This is a genomic window from Rhizobium sp. BR 362, assembly GCF_036528765.1.
Classification (GTDB): domain Bacteria; phylum Pseudomonadota; class Alphaproteobacteria; order Rhizobiales; family Rhizobiaceae; genus Rhizobium.
Genome location: NZ_JARWGH010000001.1, coordinates 127,089 through 151,323 on the forward strand (window position 1 = coordinate 127,089; position 24,235 = coordinate 151,323).

General features: G+C 59.5%; 24 protein-coding genes. 10 read left to right on the forward strand and 14 right to left on the reverse strand.

Annotated elements, in window-relative coordinates:
* Window positions 1-292 precede the first annotated feature (292 nt).
* The 4 genes from petA (at window position 293) to QDY28_RS00645 (ending at window position 3,724) form a co-directional block, all read left to right on the forward strand.
* Window positions 293-871: a ubiquinol-cytochrome c reductase iron-sulfur subunit gene (gene petA / locus QDY28_RS00630; RefSeq protein WP_331379760.1), complete on the forward strand. Its 579-nt coding sequence runs from the start codon at window positions 293-295 to the stop codon at window positions 869-871.
* Window positions 872-885: 14 nt separating this feature from the next.
* The gene (locus QDY28_RS00635) at window positions 886-2,160 is read left to right on the forward strand and encodes a cytochrome b (RefSeq protein WP_331379762.1); all 1,275 of its coding nucleotides are present in this window, start codon (window positions 886-888) and stop codon (window positions 2,158-2,160) included.
* Window positions 2,161-2,185: 25 nt separating this feature from the next.
* Window positions 2,186-3,058 (forward strand): cytochrome c1, encoded by an 873-nt coding sequence (locus QDY28_RS00640; protein ID WP_331379763.1) that lies wholly within the window; start codon window positions 2,186-2,188, stop codon window positions 3,056-3,058.
* Window positions 3,059-3,181: 123 nt separating this feature from the next.
* Entirely contained in the window at window positions 3,182-3,724 is a 543-nt protein-coding gene (locus QDY28_RS00645; RefSeq protein ID WP_028751672.1) for an adenine phosphoribosyltransferase, read from the forward strand.
* 36 nt (window positions 3,725-3,760) lie between these two features.
* On the opposite strand, the gene QDY28_RS00650 is transcribed toward QDY28_RS00645, so the two are convergent.
* Together QDY28_RS00650 and QDY28_RS00655 are read right to left on the reverse strand one after the other, a co-directional pair.
* A complete protein-coding gene (locus tag QDY28_RS00650) occupies window positions 3,761-4,228 on the reverse strand; it encodes a MaoC family dehydratase (protein ID WP_331379766.1) in 468 nt (155 codons plus the stop codon).
* Window positions 4,225-4,689 carry a MaoC family dehydratase gene (locus QDY28_RS00655; protein WP_331379767.1) on the reverse strand — a complete coding sequence of 155 codons (465 nt, stop codon included), beginning with the start codon at window positions 4,687-4,689 and terminating at the stop codon, window positions 4,225-4,227. The genes QDY28_RS00650 and QDY28_RS00655 overlap by 4 nt, the downstream gene beginning before the upstream one ends.
* Before the next feature lie 180 nt (window positions 4,690-4,869).
* On the opposite strand from QDY28_RS00655, the gene QDY28_RS00660 reads away from it, so the two are divergent.
* On the forward strand, window positions 4,870-5,994 hold the full coding sequence (locus tag QDY28_RS00660; protein ID WP_331379769.1) for a hypothetical protein: 1,125 nt from the start codon (window positions 4,870-4,872) through the stop codon (window positions 5,992-5,994).
* A gap of 116 nt (window positions 5,995-6,110) precedes the next feature.
* Here QDY28_RS00660 and ychF read toward each other — a convergent pair whose 3' ends face one another.
* Complete coding sequence (gene ychF / locus QDY28_RS00665) at window positions 6,111-7,214, reverse strand: redox-regulated ATPase YchF (RefSeq protein ID WP_331379770.1); 1,104 nt, start codon at window positions 7,212-7,214, stop codon at window positions 6,111-6,113.
* Between the two features lie 258 nt (window positions 7,215-7,472).
* Here ychF and clpS point away from each other — a divergent pair, with 258 nt between their 5' ends.
* Window positions 7,473-7,784, forward strand: coding sequence for an ATP-dependent Clp protease adapter ClpS (clpS, locus tag QDY28_RS00670; protein ID WP_331379771.1), 312 nt, complete (start codon window positions 7,473-7,475; stop codon window positions 7,782-7,784).
* 6 nt (window positions 7,785-7,790) lie between these two features.
* Here clpS and QDY28_RS00675 read toward each other — a convergent pair whose 3' ends face one another.
* The 5 genes from QDY28_RS00675 to QDY28_RS00695 form a co-directional block, all read right to left on the reverse strand.
* Window positions 7,791-8,270: a GNAT family N-acetyltransferase gene (locus tag QDY28_RS00675; RefSeq protein ID WP_331379772.1), complete on the reverse strand. Its 480-nt coding sequence runs from the start codon at window positions 8,268-8,270 to the stop codon at window positions 7,791-7,793.
* 1 nt (window position 8,271) lies between these two features.
* Complete coding sequence (pth, locus tag QDY28_RS00680) at window positions 8,272-8,988, reverse strand: aminoacyl-tRNA hydrolase (RefSeq protein ID WP_331379773.1); 717 nt, start codon at window positions 8,986-8,988, stop codon at window positions 8,272-8,274.
* 75 nt (window positions 8,989-9,063) lie between these two features.
* Window positions 9,064-9,795 (reverse strand): substrate-binding periplasmic protein, encoded by a 732-nt coding sequence (locus tag QDY28_RS00685; RefSeq protein ID WP_331379774.1) that lies wholly within the window; start codon window positions 9,793-9,795, stop codon window positions 9,064-9,066.
* 16 nt (window positions 9,796-9,811) lie between these two features.
* Entirely contained in the window at window positions 9,812-12,178 is a 2,367-nt protein-coding gene (locus QDY28_RS00690) for an EAL domain-containing protein (RefSeq protein WP_331379775.1), read from the reverse strand.
* A gap of 246 nt (window positions 12,179-12,424) precedes the next feature.
* A complete protein-coding gene (locus tag QDY28_RS00695) occupies window positions 12,425-13,042 on the reverse strand; it encodes a 50S ribosomal protein L25/general stress protein Ctc (RefSeq protein ID WP_331379777.1) in 618 nt (205 codons plus the stop codon).
* 294 nt (window positions 13,043-13,336) lie between these two features.
* Here QDY28_RS00695 and QDY28_RS00700 point away from each other — a divergent pair, with 294 nt between their 5' ends.
* The 3 genes from QDY28_RS00700 to QDY28_RS00710 all read left to right on the forward strand — a co-directional run bounded on the left by QDY28_RS00700 (window position 13,337) and on the right by QDY28_RS00710 (window position 17,607).
* On the forward strand, window positions 13,337-14,779 hold the full coding sequence (locus QDY28_RS00700) for a hypothetical protein (protein WP_331379778.1): 1,443 nt from the start codon (window positions 13,337-13,339) through the stop codon (window positions 14,777-14,779).
* Between the two features lie 112 nt (window positions 14,780-14,891).
* Window positions 14,892-16,346, forward strand: a complete 1,455-nt coding sequence (locus tag QDY28_RS00705) for a hypothetical protein (protein ID WP_331379779.1) — start codon at window positions 14,892-14,894, stop codon at window positions 16,344-16,346.
* Between the two features lie 25 nt (window positions 16,347-16,371).
* A complete protein-coding gene (locus tag QDY28_RS00710) occupies window positions 16,372-17,607 on the forward strand; it encodes an MFS transporter (RefSeq protein WP_331379780.1) in 1,236 nt (411 codons plus the stop codon).
* 18 nt (window positions 17,608-17,625) lie between these two features.
* Here QDY28_RS00710 and QDY28_RS00715 read toward each other — a convergent pair whose 3' ends face one another.
* From QDY28_RS00715 to lgt, 6 genes are all read right to left on the reverse strand, one after another.
* Window positions 17,626-18,558 (reverse strand): ribose-phosphate pyrophosphokinase, encoded by a 933-nt coding sequence (locus QDY28_RS00715; protein WP_331379781.1) that lies wholly within the window; start codon window positions 18,556-18,558, stop codon window positions 17,626-17,628.
* 105 nt (window positions 18,559-18,663) lie between these two features.
* A complete protein-coding gene (locus QDY28_RS00720) occupies window positions 18,664-19,536 on the reverse strand; it encodes a hypothetical protein (protein ID WP_331379783.1) in 873 nt (290 codons plus the stop codon).
* 56 nt (window positions 19,537-19,592) lie between these two features.
* Window positions 19,593-20,744: a M24 family metallopeptidase gene (locus QDY28_RS00725; RefSeq protein WP_331379784.1), complete on the reverse strand. Its 1,152-nt coding sequence runs from the start codon at window positions 20,742-20,744 to the stop codon at window positions 19,593-19,595.
* A 1-nt stretch (window position 20,745) separates the two neighbouring features.
* The gene (gene pgeF, locus QDY28_RS00730) at window positions 20,746-21,576 is read right to left on the reverse strand and encodes a peptidoglycan editing factor PgeF (RefSeq protein ID WP_442967460.1); all 831 of its coding nucleotides are present in this window, start codon (window positions 21,574-21,576) and stop codon (window positions 20,746-20,748) included.
* A 78-nt stretch (window positions 21,577-21,654) separates the two neighbouring features.
* Window positions 21,655-22,752, reverse strand: a complete 1,098-nt coding sequence (locus QDY28_RS00735) for a class I SAM-dependent methyltransferase (RefSeq protein ID WP_331379786.1) — start codon at window positions 22,750-22,752, stop codon at window positions 21,655-21,657.
* A 78-nt stretch (window positions 22,753-22,830) separates the two neighbouring features.
* A complete protein-coding gene (gene lgt / locus QDY28_RS00740; protein WP_331379787.1) occupies window positions 22,831-23,718 on the reverse strand; it encodes a prolipoprotein diacylglyceryl transferase in 888 nt (295 codons plus the stop codon).
* A gap of 252 nt (window positions 23,719-23,970) precedes the next feature.
* Here lgt and QDY28_RS00745 point away from each other — a divergent pair, with 252 nt between their 5' ends.
* Window positions 23,971-24,231, forward strand: coding sequence for an accessory factor UbiK family protein (locus tag QDY28_RS00745; protein ID WP_331379789.1), 261 nt, complete (start codon window positions 23,971-23,973; stop codon window positions 24,229-24,231).
* Window positions 24,232-24,235 lie beyond the last annotated feature (4 nt).

Consider the following 24,235-nt stretch of genomic DNA (forward strand, 5'->3'; position numbering starts at 1 on the left):
TTGCTTTGCAATGCAAAAATCGATCACGCGAATCCCGCGATATTTCATGTGCTTACGTCTGCTTGACTGGCGGCGTCGATTGTGAGCCCGGCGCTTGCGGCCAAATAGTGCAGTTTTCCCGCGACATTGTGCCCCCACCTCTTGCCAAGGCTGGACATAATTTGCGATCAAGCTTAGAACGCGGCGGGTTACGGAGGAATCTATGGCGGAATTATGATCGCGTTGATTCGCCGTTAGTGAGGGGGTACCGCAGCGCCTAGCTGCGGGTTTTGCGGAAGAGGATGGTCCGGCTTTGAGCGAGCATACTACGACAGGTGAAACCACGGGCGAGCCAACTCGCCGAGATTTCCTTTATCTGACGACGGGCATGGCTGGCGCAGTAGGCGCCGTCGCGGTCGCCTGGCCGTTTATCGACCAGATGCGGCCGGATGCCTCGGCACTCGCTCTTGCTTCCATCGAAGTCGATGTATCGAGCCTGGAACCCGGCATGTCGATGACGGTGAAATGGCGTGGCAAACCGGTTTTCATCCGCAATCGGACGCAGAAGGAAATCGACGATGCCAAGGGTGCGCAGATCTCCGATCTGAAGGACCCGGTCGCCCGCAATGCCAATCTCCCGGCAGATGCGCAAGCCACCGATGTGGCGCGTTCGGCCGGCGATGGGAAGGAAAACTGGCTTGTCATGATCGGCGTCTGCACGCATCTCGGCTGCATACCGCTCGGTCAGGCGGGGGAATATGGCGGTTGGTTCTGTCCCTGCCACGGTTCGGTTTATGATACCGCCGGTCGCATCCGCCATGGGCCGGCACCGCAGAACCTCGCCATTCCGGAATATGCGTTCACCGCAGAAAAAAAGATCAAGGTCGGTTGAGGGGGAACTGAATCATGAGTGGTCATTCGTCTTACGAGCCATCCACGGGGCTCGAAAAATGGGTCGACGCGCGGCTGCCGCTGCCGCGTATGGTCTATGACAGTTTCGTCGTCTATCCGGTCCCGCGCAATCTGAACTATGCCTATACGTTCGGCGCTATGCTGACCGTCATGCTCGTTCTGCAGATCCTGACGGGCGTCGTTCTCGCCATGCACTATGCAGCCGACACGACGATCGCCTTCAACTCGGTCGAAAAGATCGTCCGCGACGTCAACCACGGCTGGCTGCTGCGCTACATGCACGCCAACGGCGCGTCCTTCTTCTTCGTGGCGGTCTATCTCCACATTGCCCGCGGTCTTTATTATGGCTCCTACAAGGCGCCGCGCGAAATCCTCTGGATTCTCGGCGTGATCATCTATCTCCTGATGATGGCGACGGCTTTCATGGGTTACGTTCTGCCCTGGGGTCAGATGTCCTTCTGGGGCGCGACCGTCATCACCGGCTTCTTCTCGGCCTTCCCCTGGGTCGGCGATTGGATTCAAACCTTCCTGCTCGGCGGCTTTGCCGTCGACGATCCGACGCTCAACCGCTTCTTCTCGCTGCACTACCTGCTGCCCTTTATGATCGCGGGCGTCGTTGTCCTGCATATCTGGGCGCTGCATGTGACCGGCCAGACGAACCCGACCGGCGTCGAAGTCAAGTCGAAGACCGACACTGTGGCCTTCACGCCCTATGCGACGCTGAAGGATGCCCTCGGCGTTTCGGTCTTCCTGCTGGTGTTCGCCTATTTCGTCTTCTATCTGCCGAATTTCCTCGGCCATGCCGACAACTACATTCCGGCCAATCCGCTGAAGACGCCGGCTCACATCGTTCCGGAATGGTACTTCCTGCCTTTCTACGCGATGCTGCGCTCGATCACCTTCAACATCGGCCCGATCGACTCCAAGCTCGGCGGCGTCCTGACGATGTTCGGCGCGATCATCGTGCTGTTCTTCCTGCCCTGGCTCGATACCTCCAAGATCCGTTCGGCGGTTTATCGTCCGTGGTACAAGCTGTTCTTCTGGCTGTTCATCGCCGATGCCATCCTGCTCGGCTGGCTCGGCTCACAGCCGGCGGAAGGCAACTTCGTCGTGGTCTCGCAGTTTGCGACGCTGTTCTACTTCCTGTTTTTCCTCGTCGCCATGCCGGTTCTCGGCCTGGTGGAAACACCAAGACGCATTCCGAATTCGATCACGGAAGCGGTTCTTGAAAAGCAGAACGGCAAGACAGCCGCTCCGGTTGAAGCATAACCGGCGACGATAGAGGAAGAGAACAATGAAAAAGCTTGTTGCCGGCCTTCTGTCGATCGCCCTCATCGGTGGCGTCGCCCCGGTTGCCGCCGTTGCCGCGGAGACCAAACCTGCCGCTGAAGCGGCGACGCCGCATTATCCGCTCAAGGAGCCGAGGGAGCAGCACTGGACCTTCTCCGGCCCCTTCGGCTACTACGACAAGGCGCAGCTTCAGCGCGGCCTGAAGGTCTATACGGAAGTCTGCTCCGCCTGTCATTCGATGAAGCTGGTTCCTTTCCGCACGCTGGAAGAACTCGGCTATTCGGAAGCACAGGTCAAAACCTTCGCAGCGAATTATGAAGTGCAGGACGGTCCGAACGCCCAGGGCGAGATGTTTACGCGCAAGGCGCTTCCGTCCGACCACTTCCCGCCGCCGTTCCCGAACGACGAAGCGGCGGCTGCATCGAACAATGGCGCGGTGCCTCCGGACATGTCGCTGCTCGCCAAGGCACGCGAGGTCGAACGCGGTTTCCCGCAGTTCATCTTCGACATCTTCACGCAATATCAGGAAGGCGGGCCGGATTACATCTACTCGCTGCTGACTGGCTATGAAGAGCCTCCGGCTGGCTTCCAGGTTCCGCAGAATTCGCACTACAATCCGTATTTCGATGCGGCTGCGACTTTCGCCATGCCGAAGCCGCTCTCCGACGGCCAGGTCACCTATGACGACGGCTCGCCGCAGACGGTCGATCAATACGCGCGCGACGTTGCTTCCTTCCTGATGTGGGCCTCGGAGCCGCATCTCGAAGACCGCAAGCAACTCGGCTTCATGGTCATCGTATTCCTGCTGATCTTCTCGCTGCTGATCTATCTCACCAAGCGGTCTGTCTACGCCAAGGCCGGCGCCGGCGCCCACTGAGCGGCGGCTCTGACATGTAACTAAAGAAAGGCGGTCATCACAGGCCGCCTTTTTTGTTGGTGTCGGGCACGGCGTCTTGATAGGGTGCGCCGCGCCCAATCATAGCCTGAGAGTATATATTTCATGGACCCTATCGCTTCGGAGCTTGCCGCCAGCATCCGCTCCATTCCGGATTATCCAAAACCGGGCATTATCTTCCGCGACATCACCACGATGCTCGGCAATGCCAAGGCATTCCGCCGCGCCGTCGACGCGCTTGTGCAGCCCTATGCCGGCACCAAGATCGACAAGGTCGCCGGCATGGAGGCGCGCGGTTTCATTCTGGGCGGCGCTGTGGCGCATCAGTTGTCGGCGGGCTTCGTGCCGATCCGCAAGAAGGGCAAGTTGCCGCACGACATCGTGCGTATCGCCTACAGTCTCGAATATGGTGTCGATGAGATGGAGATGCATCGCGATGCGGTGAACCCCGGCGAGAAGGTGATCCTGGTCGACGACCTCATCGCCACCGGCGGCACCGCCGTGGGTGCCACTCAATTGCTGCGCCAGATCGGTGCGCAGGTTGTCGCCGCCTGCTTCGTCATCGACCTGCCGGATCTCGGTGGCCGCAAGAAGCTGGAAGCGCTTGATGTGCCGGTTCACACCCTGGTGGAATTCGCTGGGCACTGAAGAACATACCTTCGCCTCCAAACGGGGGCGAGGGCTTTACTCAAACTCCAGCACGGTGCTTTCAAACCGCAACACTGCCGTGCCGTGCTGGTTATTTCCGTCGCAGAGGATGGTGTTGAGCGTCCAGCCTGGGCGTGATGCCAGCGGGCGGCTGGCAAGCAGGGTCACTCCGTAGCTGACGGTGTCGCCGGCAAAGACCGGGCGAAGCCATTGCAGCTTCTGGAACCCGGGGGAAGGGCCGAGATTTGGCGGTTTTCTGCCTTCGGCGTGAAGGCGGGCGGTTTCGTTCTTCCAATAGTCGACGAAGGTGCGCATCCAGACCGCGCAGGTGTGCCAACCGGATGCGCAGAGCCCGCCGAACAATGTGTGTTTGGCCGCTTCCGCATCCATATGGAAAATCTGCGGATCGAAGCGCGAGGCGAAGCGGACGATATTTTCGGCCGTGAAGGTATGGCTGCCGATCTCGGCCCGCGCACCGATCGGATAGAGCTCCGTCATCTTCATGCGGAAGCCTCCACAGGCAGGCGCATGCGGATCATCGTCGCGTTTTCGCCAAGGCAGACCAGTTCGCCGCGCTGGTTTTCCACTTCGTGGCGGAATCTGACGATGCCGATGCCAGGGCGGGAACGCATGGCCCGGGATTCGAGCACGATCGACCGGCCTGAAAGCGTATCTCCCGCCAGTACCGGCTTTTTCCAGTCCATGAAATCGATGCCCGGCGCGCCCTCGGCCTCAGTGTTGAGCAGATAGCTGTCGGTCATCATGCGCATGAACATCGCCGAGGTGTGCCAACCAGAGGCGGCGAGCCCGCCCAGAATGCTGGCGCGGCCGGCAGCTTCGTCGAGGTGCATCGGTTGCGGATCGAACTCGCGCGCAAATTCGACGATCTCTTCCGCCGTCACATGTCTCGGGCCGAGCGGAAACACTTGTCCGGCCTGAAAATCCTCATATGTCAGTTTAGCCATATCCGTCACCGACTTCTTCATTCCCGTGCGCAATCGCATGTCAGGCAGCAATGGCGCAAGCATTTTCATGGCTGCGATCGGAAAACAGGCGCGGCTGATGGTGCTGGCGCGTCGCAGCCCTTGATTGTGCGCCGGCGATGTGATGAGGCTTGGCACCATCATCACCATGCAGGGATAGACATGAGCGATCTTAAAACTGCGCTCGAAGGTGCGGCCGGCGAGGGCATCATCTCCTCGGATCAGGCGATCCGGCTTTTGCCTTATCTGGCCGAGCGAAATATCGGTGTCAACGCGGCCGCCCCCAGGAACGATCTTTCGCAGCCTCGCGAAGATGACGAGACGAATCCGCTGGAGGATAGCGAAGCGCCGCGTTTCATCCGCGGCTTTCATGACGTGCTGATCACCATCGGCATCATCGTCCTGCTGGTCGGCTTATGGGGGCTCACCGGCTATTACGGACCACTGCCGGCCATCATCATCCTCGCGGAAATCCTGGTCCGTCGCCAACGTCTGGCACTTCCTGCCGTCGTGCTGACGATCGCGTTGGTCCATTGGACCTTCTGGGTCGCCGTCATGTCTTTCGGCACGCAAAATGCCGGCGGTTCGGGCCTCATGACCTCCTGGATCACGATCGCCTTGCCGTTCCCGCCCCTGCTTGCGCTGTATTATTGGCGCTATCGCGTGCCGCTGTCGCTGGCGATGCTGCTCTTCTCGCTGTTCACGTTATCGCTCGCCGCCGTTTTCTACCTGATCGGCGTTGCTACTGGCGCATCGAATGTCGTGCTGAATTATCCGCTGCCGTCGCTCGGCATCATGTTTGCTGCGGCGCTCGGGGCGTTTGCTGTGGCGATGCGGTTTGATCTCAGCGATCGCAATCGCAGCACACGTCGTTCGGATGTGGCTTTCTGGCTGCATCTGGTGACGGCGCCGGCGCTGCTTTACACGGCAATCCTGCTGGTGTTTCAGCTTGAGGCTCGCAATAGCGATGCCTTTTTCTTGACCGGCATCGAGCATGGCGGCTATGCGCAGGCGCTGACGATCGTCGCCATTGTGGTGATCATGATGCTAGTCGGCCTGATCATCGACCGACGTGCTTTCGTGACGGCAGGGTTGATGTCACTCGGTGTCGCGATCGGTGTTATTCTGCGGCAGAACAATGCCGGGCTCGACAAGGTCAGCTTCATCGTGCTGATGATCGTCGGCCTGATCGTCCTGGTGATCGGCGTCGGCTGGCCGTATCTGCGCCGCGCCGTCGTCCGGCTATTGCCGACATTCGTCCAGGGAAGGCTGCCGGCGCTCCGGTGAGGCCGGCAATCATGTCTTAGAGCGGTTCAGCGTTTCACGGAATCGCTCCCCGCTCTATTCCATTGTTTTTACGCATTCCGGACGCAAAACCGCTTCGCACTTTTCCTGGAATTGCTTTACGTATTGAAGCGGAAATGGATCACGTCGCCATCTTGGACGACATATTCCTTACCTTCATCGCGTGCCTTGCCGGCTTCCTTGGCGCCTGTTTCGCCGTTGTAGGCGATGTAGTCGTCATAGGCGATGGTATTGGCGCGGATGAAGCCGCGTTCGAAATCCGAATGGATGACGCCGGCGGCCTGCGGAGCCTTGGTGCCCGTTTCGATCGTCCAGGCGCGCGTTTCCTTCGGACCTACAGTGAAGTAGGTGATGAGGTGCAGCAGCTTGTAGCCGGCGCGGATCAGCCGGTCGAGACCGGCTTCATCGAGGCCGAGAGCGGAGAGGAACTCCGTGGATTCGTCTTCCGGCAATTGCGCCACTTCCGCTTCGATCGCAGCGGAAATGATCACCACTTCTGAATTCTGCTCCTTGGCCATGGCGGCGACGGCAGCCGTGTGCTCGTTGCCGGTCGCGGCATCGGTCTCTGCGACATTGCAGACATAGAGGACGGGATGCGAGGTCAGAAGATTCAGACCCTTGAGGATGCGGGTTTCTTCGGCGTCGAGCTTCGACAGGAGGGTGCGGACCGGCTTGCCTTCGTTCAGCAGTTGGAGCGAGGCTTCCATGATCGGCAGCATCGCCATGGATTCCTTGTCCTTGCCGGTGGCGCGCTTGCGCGTTTGTTCGGTGCGGCGCTCCAGGCTCTCGAGGTCTGCAAGCATCAGCTCGGTCTCGATCGTCTCGGCATCGGCGACCGGATTGATGCGGCCTTCGACATGGGTGATGTCGCTATCTTCGAAGCAGCGCAGCACATGAACGATGGCGTCGACTTCGCGGATATTGGCGAGGAACTGGTTGCCCAAGCCTTCGCCCTTCGACGCGCCGCGTACGAGACCGGCGATGTCGACGAAGGAGATGCGCGTCGGGATCAACTCCTTCGATTTGGCAATGTCGGCAAGCTTGCGCATGCGCGGATCGGGAACCGCGACTTCACCCGTGTTCGGCTCGATCGTGCAGAAGGGATAATTCGCCGCCTGCGCCGCCGCCGTCTTGGTCAGCGCATTGAACAGAGTGGACTTGCCGACATTCGGCAATCCGACGATACCGCATTTGAAACCCATGGCACCTTGTCCATATCTTGAAAAACTTTGCTGTGCGTATGGGCGAAGGGCCGTTGCGGGTCAAGCCTTGCACAGCGGATGCGCCGTTTTTCTGTAGAGAAGGGAAGTTGGACGACCAGCGATAGGAGCTGTTCCTCACGATCGATTGATCTGCCGGTCCTACCGAAAACGTTGTTTTCCTTGAATGACTGGTTGCGGTGCAGTATAAATTTGCTATCAGCCACAAATCCTTTTCCCCTGTCATCAACGGTGAGCCCGATGAGTGACAATGATGTCGTCCTAAAACCGAAGACCAAGGTGAAGCCGAAGCTCGATCGGCCGAAGCTTTACAAGATCATTCTCGTCAATGACGATTACACACCGCGGGAATTCGTCATCATGGTGCTGAAGGCCGTCTTCCGGATGAGCGAGGAGACGGGCTATCGCGTCATGATGACTGCGCACAAGCTCGGCACCTGCGTCGTCATGGTCTGCGCCAGGGATATTGCCGAAACCAAGGCACAGGAAGCGATCGATCTGGCGAAAAGCGCTGGTTTTCCGCTGATGTTCACCACGGAACCGGAAGAATAGGGATTATCAGCCGCCGGTAGAACGGCGGATCTGAAAGCCAGTCTTGTCCTGTGAAAAGCCGCATTTGGCGTAGAAGCGCAGCGTCGCCGGATTCTTGGAGCCGGTCTGCAGCATCACCTTATAGCAATTCTTCTCCCAGGCAGTCGCGACGGCCGTTGCGATCAGCGCTCGTGCAAGGCCGCGCTCGCGGTAATCGGTGTGCGTGACGACGTTTTCGATCAGCGCATAGGAGGCGCCGCAACGCGTCAGGTTGGGGATGATGACCAGTGTGACCGACGAAACAGCGAGGTCGTCTTGGAAGGCGATGAAGATCGTCATGCCCGGATGGGCTGAGATCGCTGCGAAGCGGTCTTCCGCAAGCTGCGGTTCCATGTCGGGATCGCCGTGATTGAGATGGCGGTAGAGAGCGAGCAGCGTCGGCAGGTCGCCGGCGGCGGCTGGGCGGATCACAATCTCCGTAGCCCTGTCTCCGGCTGCTTCCGCCATTTCAATCGTCCTTCTTGCCGAACATTCTCTTCAGCATCTCGGCCATCGGGCCGCTCTCAGGCATCCGCGGCTGGTTGTGGCTGCGGGCCTGATGGATGTGCGATTTGGCCACGGCCCTCTTTTCCGGCTTTGGCGTCTCTTCTTCCGCCTTGCCGCCGAGGGCAAGGGCGATCTTGTTCATGAGCTGCGAATCCTCGCCGCGGACCAGCATGTCGGCATTGTCGGCGAGCGCATCGATCAGCGGCTCCAGCCAGCTTCGGTCCGCCTTGGCGAAATCGCCGAGGACATGATTGTGCACCAGCTCCTTGACGCCGGGATGACCGATGCCGAGACGCAGCCGCCGGTATTCGCGCCCGCAATGGGCGTCGATCGATTTGATGCCATTATGGCCGCCATGGCCGCCGCCGGTCTTCAGCCGTGCCTTGCCGGCCGGCAGATCGAGCTCGTCGTAGATCACCACGAGGTCGGAAGGCTCCAGCTTGTAGAAACGCATGGCTTCGCCGACGGATTCGCCGGAAAGGTTCATGAAGGTCTGCGGCTTGATCAGCAGAACTTTCTGGCCGCCAAGTTCGCCTTCGGCAATCTCCGCCCTGAATTTTTTCGACCAGGGCGAAAAGCTGTGGCGGCGGTGGATCGCGTCCACGGCCATGAAACCGATATTGTGACGATTGCCCTGATATTTGGCGCCGGGATTGCCGAGACCCGCGATAAGAAGCATTGCGCTTCACCCCTTGGAAAATGCCGATGCCCTTCACGACAGCGAATTGGCGGCAAAGTCAAGGCAGCAACCGCGTCAGTTGCCGAGGTGCAGGCCGTACTTCAGGAATATCTGCTTCTGCGTGCCGTCGGCGATCAGTTTGTCGAGCGCAGCCTGCATCTTCTTCAGAAGATCGTCCGGGAAATCCTTGTGGCAGGCGACGCTCATCGGCTGTTCGGAGAGAACGGTGACCTTTTCAACGGCGTCTCCGTCCTGTTTCAGCTTGTCAAAATAGAATTCGGATATCGGCATCAGGTCGATACGATCGCTCATCAGCTTTTTGAGTGTCGCCTTGAAGTCGGCGCCGATATCGATCCGTGCAAAATTGGCTTGCCGTAGCGTCGTCTCGGTATAATCGCCCCGCCATGTGCCGACGAGATACTTCCGGGCTTCGTCAAGCGTCGTGGCGGTGACGCTGGATCCGGAATGCTTGATCAGGACGTTGCGGTCGACCAGCAGCGGCTCGACCCATTTGAACAGCTTGTCGCGCTCATTGTTGTGAGCGGCGACAAAGACGCAGGTCATCGGTGCCGTCAATGCCTCATTGTAGGCTCGCGCCCAGGGCAGCACCTCGATCGAATAGTCGACGCCGATATCCGTCATTATCTTTTCCACCTGCTCGACGGTCGCCCCGACGGGAGTCTTGCCGTCGCGATAGTTGAAAGGCGGATATTCTTCCGTGGTAAAATTGACAGTTTCGGCTTCGGCCGCGTGAAGGCTGCTGAGAGAGGAGAGGCTGAAAAATACCAGGAGCAGCAGTTTTCGCATGTCGTTCCTCGTCTCGCTATGATGCTTGCGCCACAGGGGTGAGGTAATCAGCGCGCGGTCCCGCAAGCGCCTGCATGAGATCGTTCGGATGCTGCGGCCGGTGGAAAAGATAGCCCTGGCCGTAGTCGAGCCCCATGGCCCGTAGTGTTGCGCACTCTTCCTCGGTCTCGATGCCTTCCGCAATAACGGTGCAGTTCATCTTGTGCGACAACGTCGTGATGCTTTCGACCAGCATGCGGCTCTTGGCGCTGACATCGGAGGCAATGTCGTTGATGGCGCGGACGAAGGATTGGTCGATCTTGATGATGTCGACCGGGAAGCGGTTGATATAGCTCAGAGACGAGTAGCCGGTGCCGAAGTCGTCGAGCGCGATACGGCAGCCAAAGCGGCAGATCTCGTTAATCACCGTGCGCGTCTCCGGATTGTCGTCCATCAGCACAGCTTCGGTAATTTCGACGACGACGCGTTCCGGGCGGATATCGTAACGGGAGAGCAGGGCCGCGATGCGCATCGGCAGCCCGGACTCGAATTGCAGCGGCGAGAAATTGATGGCGAGGTAGGTGTTCTCCATGCCCTCAAGGCGTGAGAGACGGGCGAAATGGGAGATCGCCTTTTCCATGATGCGATTGCCGATACGCACGATCGAGCCGGTCTCCTCGGCAACGTCGATGATCCGTGCCGGCGGCAGGATGCCCTTCTGCGGGTGATGCAGACGCATCAGTGCCTCAAAGCCAGCGATGGAGCGATCATCGATATTGACGATCGGCTGCAAATAGGCCTCGAACCAGTCATCAGCCAGGCCGCTTTCGATATGGTTTTCCAGCTCGGCGCGGCGTCGGGAATCGTCCAGCATGCTGTTGTCGAACATTTGCGCGCCGTTCTTGCCATCGCGCTTTTTCGCATACATCGCTATGTCGGATTTCAGCAGCAGTTCGGCGGCGTTGGCGGCATGGCGCGGATAGATGGCGATGCCGATGCTGGCGCTAAGGCGGGCATCGCCGCCAAAAGGCATCTCGAAGACTTCGGCGATGCGGGCCGCCATGTCGAATGCCCTTTTCTCGGCATCTTCGGCAAGCAGCAGGATGGCGAATTCGTCGCCGCCGAGGCGAGCGGCGATGTCGCCCGGCACCAATCGTGCCTGCATGCGCGAAACCAGTTCGCGCAGCGCCGCGTCGCCGGCAGCATGGCCCATATTGTCGTTGATCCATTTGAAGCGGTCGAGATCGACGAAAAGGCAGGCGAGCTCGCGCTTGCGCAGATCCGCCTCGTTGATCTTTGCGTCGAGCGCCGTTTCGAAACCCTGGCGGTTCAAAAGACCGGTCAGGTGGTCGGTGATCGCCTGGCGGAGGTTGCGATCCTCGGACTGCTTCAGGTCGGTGACGTCGGTCATGACCGAGAGCGAAAGGCCGTCCTGGATTGCCGTCGTTTCGAGGATCAGCACGTCCATGATCCGGTCATCCCGGCACAGGAATTTGACCGTGACATCGAGACGGGCGGCGCTGTCCGGGCGGCTGCGCTTGCGTTCGGTGTATTTCTCGCGCGATTCCGGCAGGACCAGGCTTGCGAATTTACGTCCCAGCACCTCGGAGCGGGCATAGCCGGTGGCGGCCAGCCAATAATCGCTGACGGCGGCGATGCAATCGTCCTTGTCGAGCGAAAAAAGCATGGCCGGCGTCAAATTGTAGGTGTCGGTGGCGCGGCGGTGGGCAAGCTTCAGTTCGGTTTCCTCGCGCTCCAGCTTGCTCTGCATGTCGTTGAAGCTGCGGGCGAGGCGTCCCATCTCATCGTTCGACTGCCAGTCCACATGATGGCGCGAGCCGAGCCGCCGGGTTGCTTCGACGGCGTGGGTCAGCCGCATCAGCGGCTGGATGATGAAGATGCGGTTGCCGATGAGGGCGGCGCCGAAGACGGTCAGCACGGCGAAGATGAAGATCGAGATGAAGACGATCTCCTCATTCTTCAACCCGGCGAAGAGGCCGAGCGCCGGATAGTAGACAGTGATGGTGCCGAGATTTTTCGCGCCGTCCACGCCGTTATAGATGATCGGACGGGCAATGGACTCCAAAAGACCCTTATAGGATCTTGGGATGGTCGATTGCGTGACATCGAGCTGGCCTGAGACGTCGCGGACGTTGACCTTGACGATCGCGCCCTCGGCGACCGTGGTCGCGCTAATCTGGGTGACGCTGTCTTCGTCGAGGTCCCATAAGGGTTTGGCGAGTGCCTGGGCGTTGGCGACGAGCAGGACGGAGATATGGTCTTTGATTTCTTTTTCGGCGCGTTCGGACGAAAGGAAAAGGAACAACACGAAGAGCGGCGCAACGAAAACCAGCAGCGCGCCGCAGACGATCGCGAAAAACCTGTTTTCGACGGAATGGCTCATAGTTCCGCTTGCTCCCCAGTCGTAGACCGGCTGATTTTCGGGTTGGGCCGTTCTCTACAACTCTTTCGCGTAAACTTTCACGAATTTGTTAAATGTTGCTGAAAACAGAGGAGTTAATGGATTTAAATCGAGTATTAATTTCAAAAAGAATTCGATTTTTTGTTGCTTTTATTAGCAACTATACATGAAAAACCCGCCGTCCCCAGAGGGGAGGCGGGTCTGAATGCGTCGCGATGAAGATGCCGATTAAGCGCTGGCTTCTTCTTCGCCGCCTTCCTCTTCTTCTGCAAGACCGGCAGCCGGAGCCACGATCGTTGCGATCGTGAAGTCGCGATCGGTGATCACCGGGGCGACATTCTTCGGCAGCGTGATATCCGAGATGTGGATGCTGGCGCCGCCCTTGTGGCCGGACAGATCGACAGTGAAGAATTCCGGGATCGCATCGGCCGGGCAGTGGACTTCGACTTCGTGGCGAACGATGTTCAGCACGCCGCCAGCCTTGAGACCCGGGGACTTTTCGTGGTTGACGAAGTGAACCGGGATTTCAACGGTCACCTGGGTATTGCCGGAGACGCGCAGGAAATCGACGTGGACCGTGAAGTCGCGGACCGGATCGAGCTGATAGTCCTTCGGCAGAACCTTGATCTTCTTGCCGTCGACGTCGATCGTCGCGATCGTGGTGAGGAAACCACCGGCGTGGATGCGTTTCGTCACCTCATTGGTGTTGAGAGCGATCGAAATGGGGGCCTGCTTGTCACCATAGATGACAGCGGGAATGAAACCGTTGCGGCGAAGTTCACGGGCGGACCCCTTACCAACCCGTTCGCGCGCCTCGGCCTTGAGCTCGTAGCTTTCGTGGCTCATGGCTATTCCTTTCGAGGTTATTTGGAGAGTTCAGCCGTTCATCGGAACCGGTTGAACTGGAGGAGGGCGAGCCCTGCCTCATCCGCGTTGCCTCCAAGGGTGTCTACGCGGACGCGTGGCGTATAATACAAAGAGGCCGATGGTGCAAGCATCTCCGGAGAAAGCGCATCTGTGATGACATTGCAACTCATGATAAAGAGCCGACGATGCTATTTCTATCAATGGCTTGACATATACGCTCGGCCTCTTCAACAGTCGATTCCAATCCATCAGCGTCAAAGGGAGAGGTCGGGTATGCGCCCCAAGACTATCGCCGCCGCCGCCATTTTTTCCATCGGTCTAGTTGGCGTTTCGCAGGCGGCCGACGTCAATGAACAGGGCGCGAGGGAGCTGCGCGGTATCCTGACGCATTCGCTCTCGCGCGATCTCGCCCGCAGCGGTTTTGTCGCCGTCAAACCGGCCGGCGATCAGTATGAGATTACTTATGATCTGGCGAAATTCTTCGACAAGATCAACTCGAGCGCTTTTTCGGTTACCGGCTTGAAGCCGTTGTTGCTGTTCGCGCAGCCGCTTGATCAGGGCAGGTGGCATCTGAAGGGCGACAATAGCCTGAATGCTTCGGTTCACTCGCCCGCGTCCGACATCACCTATTCGGTCGCGTCCAGCTCCCTTGAAGGCATTTTCGATCCGACGATCGAGATGATGCGCTCGATGGAGGTGAAGAGCAGCGGCGCCAAGTTCTCCAGTATCGGCAACGGCAGAAATACCGGACGCAAGGTGGATGCCACCATCGACAGCGCATCCTTGACCCATACGGTGACCGACAGCAGCGAAGCCGGCAAAGTGGACCTGCAATCGCAGGGCACGCTGCAGCATCTCAGCGAACAAATTACGACACCCGCAGCTCCATCCGTCAATCTCAGCGCTGACAGCATCGATGTCAGTGTGACCGCGACGAGCTTACCGGCGAAGGAATTGCGTGAACTTATCCGCTTCTTCGTTCAGCACGTGAAGGCGAAACAGTTGTCGGAGAGCGGCAGCGAAAAGTTCGAGGAGCTGGTGCGCCGCGCCTTGCCGGGCTTCGGTTCGCTGAACGAGTCGGTGACGCTGAACAACGCGCTGGTATCGACCGATAAAGGGAAGGTCGGCCTCAAGACCTTGGACTACAATTTCAAGATGGATGGTCTTACGAAGGCGTCCAACATCAATTTCGGCCTGCGGGCGGAGCATTTCACGCCGGACGCCGGCCTTATTCCGCCAGCCTATGCCGCTTTCCTGCCGGAGACGGTCGATGTGCAGCTCGGAATTCCCGACGTGAACTTCGAAGGCATCATCGACACGGTTCTGGAAGCGGTGTCGACGCGCGCAACGCCGGTCTCCGGCGAAGCATTGAAGCGCACCATGTTCCCGAGTGGCTACGGAACCCTCGAGTTCCCAAGGATCAGCGCAGCTTCCGGTGTCTATGACGTCGAGGTCTCCGGTGCTTTGAAGGGCTCCACGAAGCACCATCCGAGCTATTCGCTGCAGGCGACGATCCTTGCCCGCAATTTCGACAGGACGGTTGCCGCCGTTCAGGATGCTGCGAAGACCGACCAGCGACTGAACAGCGTCTCCTTCAGTCTGATGGCCGCCAAGGGCTTTGCCAAGACCGATCCGGATGGCCGCCTGCGCTGGGATGTCACGATGGATGAAAACCGGACCGTCACAGTGAACGGGCAGGTGATGAAGGGGCTTTGAGTCGCGCCCAGCGCGCAGGCCGGCGGGCATGCATCGTCATCATTCAATTGAGAATCACGTTTAGGGTTCTCCCGCTTTCAAATTGTTTTTCCTAGCATCACGGGGGTGATTTATGCGCGTTAAAACAGTTGCCGTTGCCGCGGCTCTTGCCGCCGGCCTGGCCGGCGCCTCGCAGGCGGCAGACGTCAATGAGCAGGGGGCCAAGGACCTGCTCAGCAACCTGACGCATTTCCTGCCCGATGATCTCGTCAAAAGCGGCTTTGTTGCTGTGAAGCCGGCGAGCGGTCACTATGAAATCACCTATGACCTGCAGAAGCTCTTCGACAAATTGAATGTCAGCGGTTTCGACGTTACCGGGCTCAAGCCGCTGATGGCGCTCGCCACGCCGCAGGACAGCGGCCTTTGGAACATCGAGGGGAACAATGCGGTCGACGTGACGGCGCGTTCGAAGCCTGGCAGCAGCCCGGATGCCGAGTTCCGTTATGCGGTGGCGTCATCCAGTTTCACGGGCGTCTTCGATCCTGCTATCCACTATGTTCGCTCAATGGATGTGAAGGGCAGCGGCATCACGCTCGCCACCAGGACCACCGACAATGGGGTGCAGAAAAACGATATCACAATCGATGGTATCAACTACGCGCTCTCCTCATCCAGCAGCGGCGAGCCGGATAAGCTCGACCTCCAGATGATCGGAGGGCTGCAATCCTTCAACGATAAGATTTCTTCCGATTCCGAAACGCTTGGCGAACTCAAAATCGGGGCGATCGATTTCAGGGCCAATGCGACCAAGCTGCCGCTGAAGGCGCTGAATGAGATTTTGCGCTTCATCTCAGACCATAAGGAAACGAAAACCCTGTCCGATAGCGAAAGCGCGGCGCTGAAGGCATTGCTACGAAATGCGATGCCGCTCCTCGGTTCGCTCGAAGAGTCGGTTTCCGCCAAGGATATTGCCGTGACGACTCCGCTCGGCAACGGCGGGCTGCAGCAGATGGGCTACTCGTTCAAGATTGCCGGGCCGGCCAATGCTATGAATGCCGATTTTGGCATGCGCGCTGAAAAGCTGACTTTGGCTTCCGGCCTGGTGCCTCAGGATTATGTCGCCTTCATTCCCGACGCCGCCGAACTGCAGATGCAATTGCCAAACCTGAACTTTTCCGCTCTGTTGGATGTTCTGCAGCAGTCGGATTTCAATAATCCCGCGGGAACGGCATCCATGGATGACAAGTTGCAGCAGGCCATGTTCCCCGACGGAACGATGACGATCAATTTTCCAAAAATCAGTGCCGTCTCTGGCCTTTACGACATCGAGGCTTCCGGCAGCATGCGTGGGTGGTTGAACGAGAAGGATCGTGTCTCCATGACGATGACGGTGTTTGCGCGCGATCTCGACAAGACCATCACTGCCGTTCAGGGCGCGGCGAAGACGGAGCCGGATCTCAACCAACTATCCTTCGGGCTGATGATGGCCAAGGGATTTGCAAAGACCGATACCGACGGACGCTCGCGTTGGGACGTCAGTATTGCCGAGGACAATTCCGTGACGATCAACGGACAAGCCATCAAATAAGCCGCCCAAAAGTCAGAATGCCAACATGTTTGTCTTAAAGCCGCTGGCCCAACGCTCGATTTCGCTTTTGTGGGCCGGTCAGGTTTTGGCGGCGACCGGATCCGAATTCTACATGGTCGCCGTCGTTTGGATTGCGGCGGATTTCATTGGCCGTGACGCGGGTTACGTTTCCGCCCTCCAGTCGGGCGCGCTTCTTTTCGGCAGCCTGTTCGGCGGCATTCTGACGGATCGCTGGCGGCACAGCACCACGATGATTTCGGCCGACGTGCTGCGCGCGCTTCTCCTGCTGGTGCTGTCCGTCGCCGGTCTCATGCATTTCATGAGCCTGCCGTTGTTGATGGTGCTCGCCGGATGCATCGCCTTGCTGACAGCCGCCTTTGATCCGTCGTTGCAGGCAACGCTACCCACCATCGCGATCGATCCCGATATTCGTCACGCGACCAATGGATTGTTCGATGCGACGAGGCGCATGGCCCGTATCCTGGGGCCGAGCATGATTGCGCTGGTTAACGGCTTTCTGCCGAAATCGCAGTTCTTCACGGTCACGGCGGCGACTTTCCTGCTCTCTGCTCTTGCCGTGTGGATGGCCGTCGCCAAATTGCCGTCCGCGCCGCGGCGCCGCGAATTCTCGGGAACGGCGGCTGTCATCGACGGCGTGCTGGGCGGCTGGCGGATGGCGCGCGGCCATGCCGCCATACTCTACGGTCTGTTTACGAACCTGATGGGAAATATCGCCTGGGCGATGGGCATTCTGCTCGGAATGATCCTGCACCTGCGCGAGACCAGCGCCGATCCCTTGACGGATTATAGCCTGATGATGATGGCCTATGGCGTCGGCAACGTGACGACCAACCTCATCCTCAGCAACATAAAGCCGCGCCGGCCGGTCCTCTGGATCATCGCGGCGAAGCTGATTTTCGGCGCCGGCGTGTTTCTGCTGCCGCTGATGCATGACCGGATATGGCTGATGCTCGTCGCATCTCTCGCCGCCATCAACGGCCCGTTCGAGAACCTTGCCATGCTGCACCTGATGCAGACGCGCAGCGAACCCCATCGGCTGGCGCAGATGTACCGTTTGCTGATGTGTGCGATCTTCCTCGGCCTTTTCCTGGCTTATCTCATGTCGCCCAGCCTATTTGCCTGGTTCGGCATCGGCCCATCGATCATCGGCGCGGGTGCGGCGGTCTTCGTCGCCGGACTTAATGGCATAGGGCTGCTTGCCTGGAGGCAAAGCCATCCGGTCGATGCGAAACCCGCATGAGAGGAGTCGATTAGGACTTCAGTCGAAGAGGCTCGAAACCGATTCTTCTTGGCTGGTGCGGTTGATGGCTTCGCCGATGAGACTGGCGGTGCTGATGACGCGGATGTTGTGTGCCGATTGCACTGCCGTCGTTGGCTGAATGGAATCGGTGATCACCAGTTCCTTTAGCTGGGAGTTGGCGACGCGCGTGACGGCGCCGCCCGAGAGCACGCCATGGGTAATATAGGCGGTGACGCTTGCCGCGCCTCGCGCGAGCAGCGCGTCGGCCGCATTGCAGAGTGTGCCGCCGGAATCGACGATATCGTCGATCAGGAGGCAATCCTTGCCGGCCACTTCACCGATGATGTTCATCACTTCGGATTCACCCGGGCGATCACGGCGCTTGTCCACGATCGCCAGCAGACAGTCGAGGCGTTTGGCGAGTGCACGGGCGCGCACGACACCGCCGACGTCCGGCGAGACGACCATGACGTTGCCGATATCGTAGTTCGCCTTGATATCGCGCGTCAGGATCGGCAATGCATAGAGATTGTCGGTCGGGATATCGAAGAAGCCCTGGATCTGACCTGCATGCAGGTCGAGCGTGAGAACACGGTCGGCACCAGCCTCGGTGATCAGATTGGCCACCAGCTTGGCTGAGATCGGCGTGCGCCCGGAGGCGCGGCGATCCTGGCGGGCATAGCCGAAATAGGGAAGAACCGCCGTAATGCGCCGCGCCGACGAGCGGCGCATCGCATCGATCATGATCAGCAATTCCATAAGATGGTCGTTGGTCGGAAACGACGTCGGCTGGACGACGAATACATCCTCGCCACGGACGTTTTCCTGAATTTCAACGAAGATTTCCTGGTCCGCAAAACGCCGGACACTGGCCTTGCCCAAGGGAACGTTGAGATAATTGCAGATCGCTTCGGCGAGATGCCGGTTCGAATTCCCTGCGAAAACCTTCATTGTGGCCCGCCTGTTACCAACCTGATAGCCGCGCTTTTAACCGCCTTGCTCTCGAATGCAAGGGGCTAGAGTGCGATAGCTTTCATATTTCTGAAAAGCTTGTGGCTATCCACGGCGAGAGTCGCGCCAGGAATTGAATTCCGACATGGTTTCAGTGGCGATTTTCTGCATGACGGAGGGCGGGATGGCGGCCCAGGGATCGCCCCGCTTCAGCGGCGCGCTTTCCGATCCCTGGATTCGGTGCAGGCGGGCACCGCTATTGTCGAGAACATCCCAGACATAGGTGACGGAAATCTGCGGCCCGTCCTCGAAGGCGGAGAGATAACCCTTCAGAATATAGCTGGCGCTGGAATCGCTGGAACTTTTAATCGTCAGGCCGAGCGCGCGAGCCTCTGCTCCGAGCTGGCGCGACAGCGGTGTAACGGCCTGAACCGGCGCGCCGATGATCGGCAGGAAGCGGACGCTGTTTCTATCCGTTGCGGCGGTAGGAGGAAGGGAGGCCTGCTGTTGGTCGTCCTGCTGGTCTTCGGCCGCTTGTTGTTGCTGCGGCTGGGGCTGCGGATCGTCGGAGAGGCGCCGGTCGGCCTCGCGCTGCTCGTCGGCGTCCGAAGCTTGCGGATCCTGTGACTGGATGGAGGCCGTCTGGGAGCCGTCGAGCGGGCGGGAGGCATAAGGATTGCGGCCGCTGCTTCTCAGCGCGGCCGCCTGATCGTCGAGCGAGCCACCGCCGCCATAGCTTTGCGGCTGATATCCCTGTTGCTGATAGGCTTGACGCTGGTAGCCATAGCTATTCTGGGCAGCTTCGTAACTCTGCTGGCGTTGCGGCGCGGCGGCCATGCGCTCGACGTCGCGTTGAGTGACGGGGCTGGAGCCGGCATCGCCGATGGTCTCGGGCGGGGTCAGGGCATCCGTCGTGTTGCAGGCGGCGAGCGCGAAGCAGAAGCCAACGGAAACAAACGTTGTTCTGACCAGTCCCATTTTGCGCGATCCCTTCCTTAGACGGTCTCCCCGTTCAGGATCGCTATTTTACGCGGCTAACGGTTAAGAAATTCGAGCTGATGCCGCGACAAAGATTTCGGAGCCTGTGAGGTCGTCAGATAGGTCTGGCCAAGCGTCATCGCGGTGCCGGTGTCGGAGTCCATGATGATCATATGCACGAAGAGCGACATGCCCTCTTCGATCTCCTGCGGATTGCCGATGTGGAACATCTGGTGCTCCATCCAGGAGGGCGAGAAGCGGGCGCCGAGCGAATAGCCGCAGGCGTTCAGCCTATGGCGCGCTAGGCCGCGCTCGTCCATGATCTTGGCATGCATATCGAAGACATCGCCGAAGGTGTGACCGGGCTTCAGCACGGTTTCGATTGCCTGGATGGTCTCGAGGCAAGCGTTATACAGTTCGCGGTGGCGGTGCGTGGGATCGCCGATGACGACCGTGCGCATCATGGCGGCGTGATAATGGGCATAGGCGCCGGCCCATTCGAGGGTCAACTGGTCGTTGGCATCCAGCTTGCGGCGGCCTGCCTTGTAGCGGCAGAGCAGGGCCTCGGCGCCGGAGCCGATGATGAATTCGTTGGCAGGATAATCGCCGCCACCCGAAAAGATAGCGCCCTGCATGGCGCCAAGAATGTCGGCCTCGTCCGCGCCCGGCTTGATCAAAGCAAGTGCTGCGTCCAGTGCATCGTCGGCGAGCGCCGCGGCGCGCTCGACATAGGCGATTTCCGCCGGGCTTTTGACGAGGCGCAGACGGCTGACCAGATAGGAGGCGTCGACGATCTGGCCGAAGGTGGCTATCTGGTTGTCTAGCAAGCGCGCCACGCGGCCAGTCATGCCATGGGTATCGTATTCGACGCCGATGCGGCGGCCGAGGAGGTCGAGCTCCACCAGCAATTCCTTGAGATCGAGCGTCGGATCGGCGTTCACTCGGTCGACCCAGATGCGGATGTCGGAAATAATCGATGTGAGCTGCGCCTGGCGAAGATCGGCCGAGCGGGTGAGCAGCACCATCGTACCGTCGGCCTTGACCACCAGAGTCTGGAAGAAACAGTAGCCGAAGGTATCGTAACCGGTCAGCCAGAACATGCTCTCCTGCGCAAACAGCAGCATGGCGTCGAGTTTTTCCTCCTGCATTTTCGCAAGGAGGCGGGCTAGGCGGGCGTCGAATTCGCTGCGCTCGAAATGCAGGGCCATTTTAGAACGTCTCCTCGATGGCAATGGCGGAAATCTGTCGGCCGTAATCCGGCTCCTTCGCATGCGTGGTGCGGCGATAGGAGAAGAAGCGGTCGGGATCGGGATAGGTGCAGAGATTGAGGTTCTCGGCGGTCACGCCGGCCTTGCGCAGCCGATCGATCGTCAGGCCCGGCAGGTCGAACATCGCATGACCGGTCCGCTCGGACGCAATGAAGTACTTGGCATAGCTCGGGTCATAGCTGACGAAGCGATCGACGAATTCCGGGCCGACTTCGTAGCTCGCCTGGCTGATCGAGGGGCCGAGGCAGGCGGCAATCGCCTCCCGCTTGGCGCCGAGCGCGACCATGGCTTCGATGGTATTTTCCAAAACGCCGGTCAGCGCGCCTTTCCAGCCGGCATGGGCAGCGCCAATCACCCGGTTTTCGGGATCGGCGAAGAGGATTGGCCCACAATCGGCGGCGAGCACGCCGAGCACTATCCCCGGTGTCGCCGTTACCATCGCGTCGGCTTGTGGGCGAGCGCCATCATAGGCCGCGTCGACGGCTATCACGTCGGGCGAATGGATCTGATGCACGGTTGCGAGCCGCTCCAGCGGCAGTCCGAACCAGGCGGCGACGCGGCGGCGATTTTCCTGGACGTGCTCGCGATTGTCGTTGGAGCCGAGGCCAACATTCAATCCGCGATAAAGGCCTTCTGAAACGCCGCCGTTACGGGTGAAATAGCCGTGACGGATGCCGGCGCTCTTGGCGGCGCTCAGCAGCGTGCTTTCGATCGGAGTCGGCAATCCTGCGTCCCTTGATATGTTCTTTCGTGCTGGAAATAACGCTTCCATGGCGAAGCGGTTCGGTTTGAGCGGGATGTTGGCCCAGCGATGCGCGTTCTGTCAATCCGCGGAAGTCACTAGTGTTGATCAGCGGACTGGACGAAAGGGCAAAAGATCGATCGCTGGACTGGAGACGGCCAGCACCTTGAAAAGCTCGCCCATCTTGCCTTCGCCGGCGCCGGCGAGCCGTTCGGCGGCGGTGCGGATGTTCTCCTGTGTTGCGGCGTCCTGGTCGCGGCCAAGCGCCGCAGCTCGCTCCAGCAGGCCGAGGCCGATGAGGAAATCGCCTTGATGGCAGCATCCGTTGATATGCAGGCCGGATGCGACAGCCGTTTCGGCCAGATGCTGGAAATCGACGTGGCTGGTAAGGTCCGCTTCGCCGGGATGATCGAGCGGCGGATCGTATTCATGCATGCGCACGGCCTGCAGCGTATCGCCAAAGCTCGTCGCCATATGGCCGTAATCGATGACGAGCGCGGTGCCGCCGTGGGCGGCGATCCGGTCGCAGATCGTCGTCATTACCGCCTGGCGGGCGGGGGCGATCTCGAAGATGGTGCCGATCGGCGGAAGCGGCCCGGCGGGAAGAAGCGCGGGGTCGAGGCTGGCGACGCCGGCCGTGAAACTCAGCTCGTCATGGACGTCGAGGCCGACCGTACGCTCACGAAAACCATTGGCGGTGCGGACGAACTGGCGAATGGGAATGGCGTCGAAGAGCTCGTTGGCGGCGAGAAGAGTGAAACCTGCCGGCACATCATCGAAGTCGGAATGCCAGCAAACCTTGTCACCATGCGCCTCAAGCGTCTGGCGCTGAAAACCCTGCAGCCGCTCGCTGGTTTCGACCAGATGCACGCTCATTGCTTCATAGAGCGGCGGCGCGAGCTTGGCGATGACGCGCAGCATATCCGCCATCATCGTGCCGCGTCCGGGGCCGATTTCGACGAGGCGAACATTGCCCGGTGTGCCGTGGCGTTGCCAGGCATGCACCACGAAGACGCCGATCATTTCGCCGAAAAGCTGGCTGACCTCGGGCGCCGTGACGAAATCGCCCATGCGGCCGAAGGGCTCGCGCGTCTTGTAATAACCGTGCTGCGGGTCGGCGAGGCAGAGCGAGAAATAGTCGGTGATGCTGACCGGTCCGTTGGCGCGGATGATGGTTTTGATTTTTTCCCCGAGCGCGGTCGTCATCGTTTGGTCTCGCTAAAGCATGGTTCCGAAAAACAAGAAGCGGCTTTCGGGCGGATCATGCGACATTAAACCCAGAGTTCAAGCCGTCTGTCTGGCTGCAACGTGGCGGGCGCGGATCACCGCCCACAGGCCGACCGCAACCATGGGCAGGGAGAGCACCATGCCCATAGTCAGCCAGTTCGTGCCTAGCAGATAGCCGAGCTGCTCATCAGGCTGGCGGAAGAATTCGACAAAAATGCGCGAGAAGGCGTAACCGATGACAAAGACGCCGCTGACGGTGCCCGGCTTCTTCAGCGCCAACGCCCAGCGCGTGAGGATGAAGAGGACGGTGAAGAGCACAATGCCCTCGATGCCGGCCTCGTAAAGCTGGCTGGGATGACGTGGATCAAGGCCGGCCGGGCAGACGCCCTGGTGGGCGGCCAGGACATGCGGGCTGCAGAAAACCATCGCCCAGGGCACGTCGGTGGTCCGGCCCCAGAGTTCGCCATTGATGAAATTGGCGATACGGCCGAAGAAAAGGCCGATAGGGGCAACGGCCGCGACGATATCGAACAGGCTCCAGACTGGAATCCTGTTGCGATTGGCAAACAAAATCATGGCGATGGTCGTGCCAATCAATCCACCGTGGAAAGACATGCCGCCATTCCAGACCTCGATGGCGCGAATCGGATTGGCGAGCACGGGATCGAGATCGTAGAACAGGATATAGCCGATGCGCCCGCCAAGCACGATGCCGAAGGCGACCCACAGGATGAAGTCGTCCAGATGCGCCCGCGTTACCGGCGCCGTGTCGTTCAGCCAGAGCTTGCCGTTATCGACGAGCCGCCTCGCATAGAACCAGCCGAGCAGGATACCCGCGACATAGGCTAGACCGTACCAGTGGATCGACAGCGGGCCGAGCGAAAAGGCGATCGGATCGATATCCGGAAATGGCAGGATGGCGGCAAGATTGGCTGATGTCAGCAAGATTTTCGCGTCCGTTACAGCATGATTCCCAAAACCTTGGATAAGAGCATGCTAAATCCAATGTGCGCGGAACATGGCGTTCGCTATTGAAACGGTCAAGTCGATTATTCGTGTGTCTTTCGCAGCAGGCAGGTTTGTCCCGCTCTATCTCAATTTGCTTGCATCGGACCTTCGGAAATCTTACCTCAGATCTATCTGGCCCTTCATATGATGCCGTCCATTTTAGGGGCCGACGGCCGCAAGGAGATCATTATGAGCACTGGACCGAACCGTATCTTGGATGAATTCGCCAAGCTGATGACCGATGCCGCCGGTGCTGCCCAGGGCGTGCGCCGCGAGATCGAAACGGCGTTCAACGCCCAGGCCGAGCGTTGGCTGAACAGTCTGGATATCGTCAAGCGCGAGGAGTTCGAAGCCGTTCGCGAAATGGCCATCAAGGCACGCGACGAAAACGAAACGCTGCTTGCCAGAATCGAAGCGTTGGAAGCGCGTCTTTCCGCCGAAGGCAAGTAGTCGC

Coding starts and splice junctions, on each gene's coding strand:
- ychF (WP_331379770.1), bottom strand. CDS start 7,214: ATGGGTTTCAAATGCGGTATCGTCGGATTGCCGAATGTCGGCAAGTCC.
- QDY28_RS00700 (WP_331379778.1), top strand. CDS start 13,337: ATGCGCCCCAAGACTATCGCCGCCGCCGCCATTTTTTCCATCGGTCTA.
- QDY28_RS00715 (WP_331379781.1), bottom strand. CDS start 18,558: ATGAAGGTTTTCGCAGGGAATTCGAACCGGCATCTCGCCGAAGCGATC.
- QDY28_RS00635 (WP_331379762.1), top strand. CDS start 886: ATGAGTGGTCATTCGTCTTACGAGCCATCCACGGGGCTCGAAAAATGG.
- QDY28_RS00685 (WP_331379774.1), bottom strand. CDS start 9,795: ATGCGAAAACTGCTGCTCCTGGTATTTTTCAGCCTCTCCTCTCTCAGC.
- QDY28_RS00710 (WP_331379780.1), top strand. CDS start 16,372: ATGTTTGTCTTAAAGCCGCTGGCCCAACGCTCGATTTCGCTTTTGTGG.
- QDY28_RS00675 (WP_331379772.1), bottom strand. CDS start 8,270: ATGGCGGAAGCAGCCGGAGACAGGGCTACGGAGATTGTGATCCGCCCA.
- QDY28_RS00660 (WP_331379769.1), top strand. CDS start 4,870: ATGAGCGATCTTAAAACTGCGCTCGAAGGTGCGGCCGGCGAGGGCATC.
- pth (WP_331379773.1), bottom strand. CDS start 8,988: ATGCTTCTTATCGCGGGTCTCGGCAATCCCGGCGCCAAATATCAGGGC.
- QDY28_RS00725 (WP_331379784.1), bottom strand. CDS start 20,744: ATGGCCCTGCATTTCGAGCGCAGCGAATTCGACGCCCGCCTAGCCCGC.
- QDY28_RS00735 (WP_331379786.1), bottom strand. CDS start 22,752: ATGACGACCGCGCTCGGGGAAAAAATCAAAACCATCATCCGCGCCAAC.
- QDY28_RS00640 (WP_331379763.1), top strand. CDS start 2,186: ATGAAAAAGCTTGTTGCCGGCCTTCTGTCGATCGCCCTCATCGGTGGC.
- pgeF (WP_442967460.1), bottom strand. CDS start 21,576: ATGGAAGCGTTATTTCCAGCACGAAAGAACATATCAAGGGACGCAGGA.
- QDY28_RS00650 (WP_331379766.1), bottom strand. CDS start 4,228: ATGAAGATGACGGAGCTCTATCCGATCGGTGCGCGGGCCGAGATCGGC.
- QDY28_RS00690 (WP_331379775.1), bottom strand. CDS start 12,178: ATGAGCCATTCCGTCGAAAACAGGTTTTTCGCGATCGTCTGCGGCGCG.
- QDY28_RS00655 (WP_331379767.1), bottom strand. CDS start 4,689: ATGGCTAAACTGACATATGAGGATTTTCAGGCCGGACAAGTGTTTCCG.
- QDY28_RS00705 (WP_331379779.1), top strand. CDS start 14,892: ATGCGCGTTAAAACAGTTGCCGTTGCCGCGGCTCTTGCCGCCGGCCTG.
- QDY28_RS00645 (WP_028751672.1), top strand. CDS start 3,182: ATGGACCCTATCGCTTCGGAGCTTGCCGCCAGCATCCGCTCCATTCCG.
- QDY28_RS00745 (WP_331379789.1), top strand. CDS start 23,971: ATGAGCACTGGACCGAACCGTATCTTGGATGAATTCGCCAAGCTGATG.
- QDY28_RS00695 (WP_331379777.1), bottom strand. CDS start 13,042: ATGAGCCACGAAAGCTACGAGCTCAAGGCCGAGGCGCGCGAACGGGTT.
- QDY28_RS00720 (WP_331379783.1), bottom strand. CDS start 19,536: ATGGGACTGGTCAGAACAACGTTTGTTTCCGTTGGCTTCTGCTTCGCG.
- clpS (WP_331379771.1), top strand. CDS start 7,473: ATGAGTGACAATGATGTCGTCCTAAAACCGAAGACCAAGGTGAAGCCG.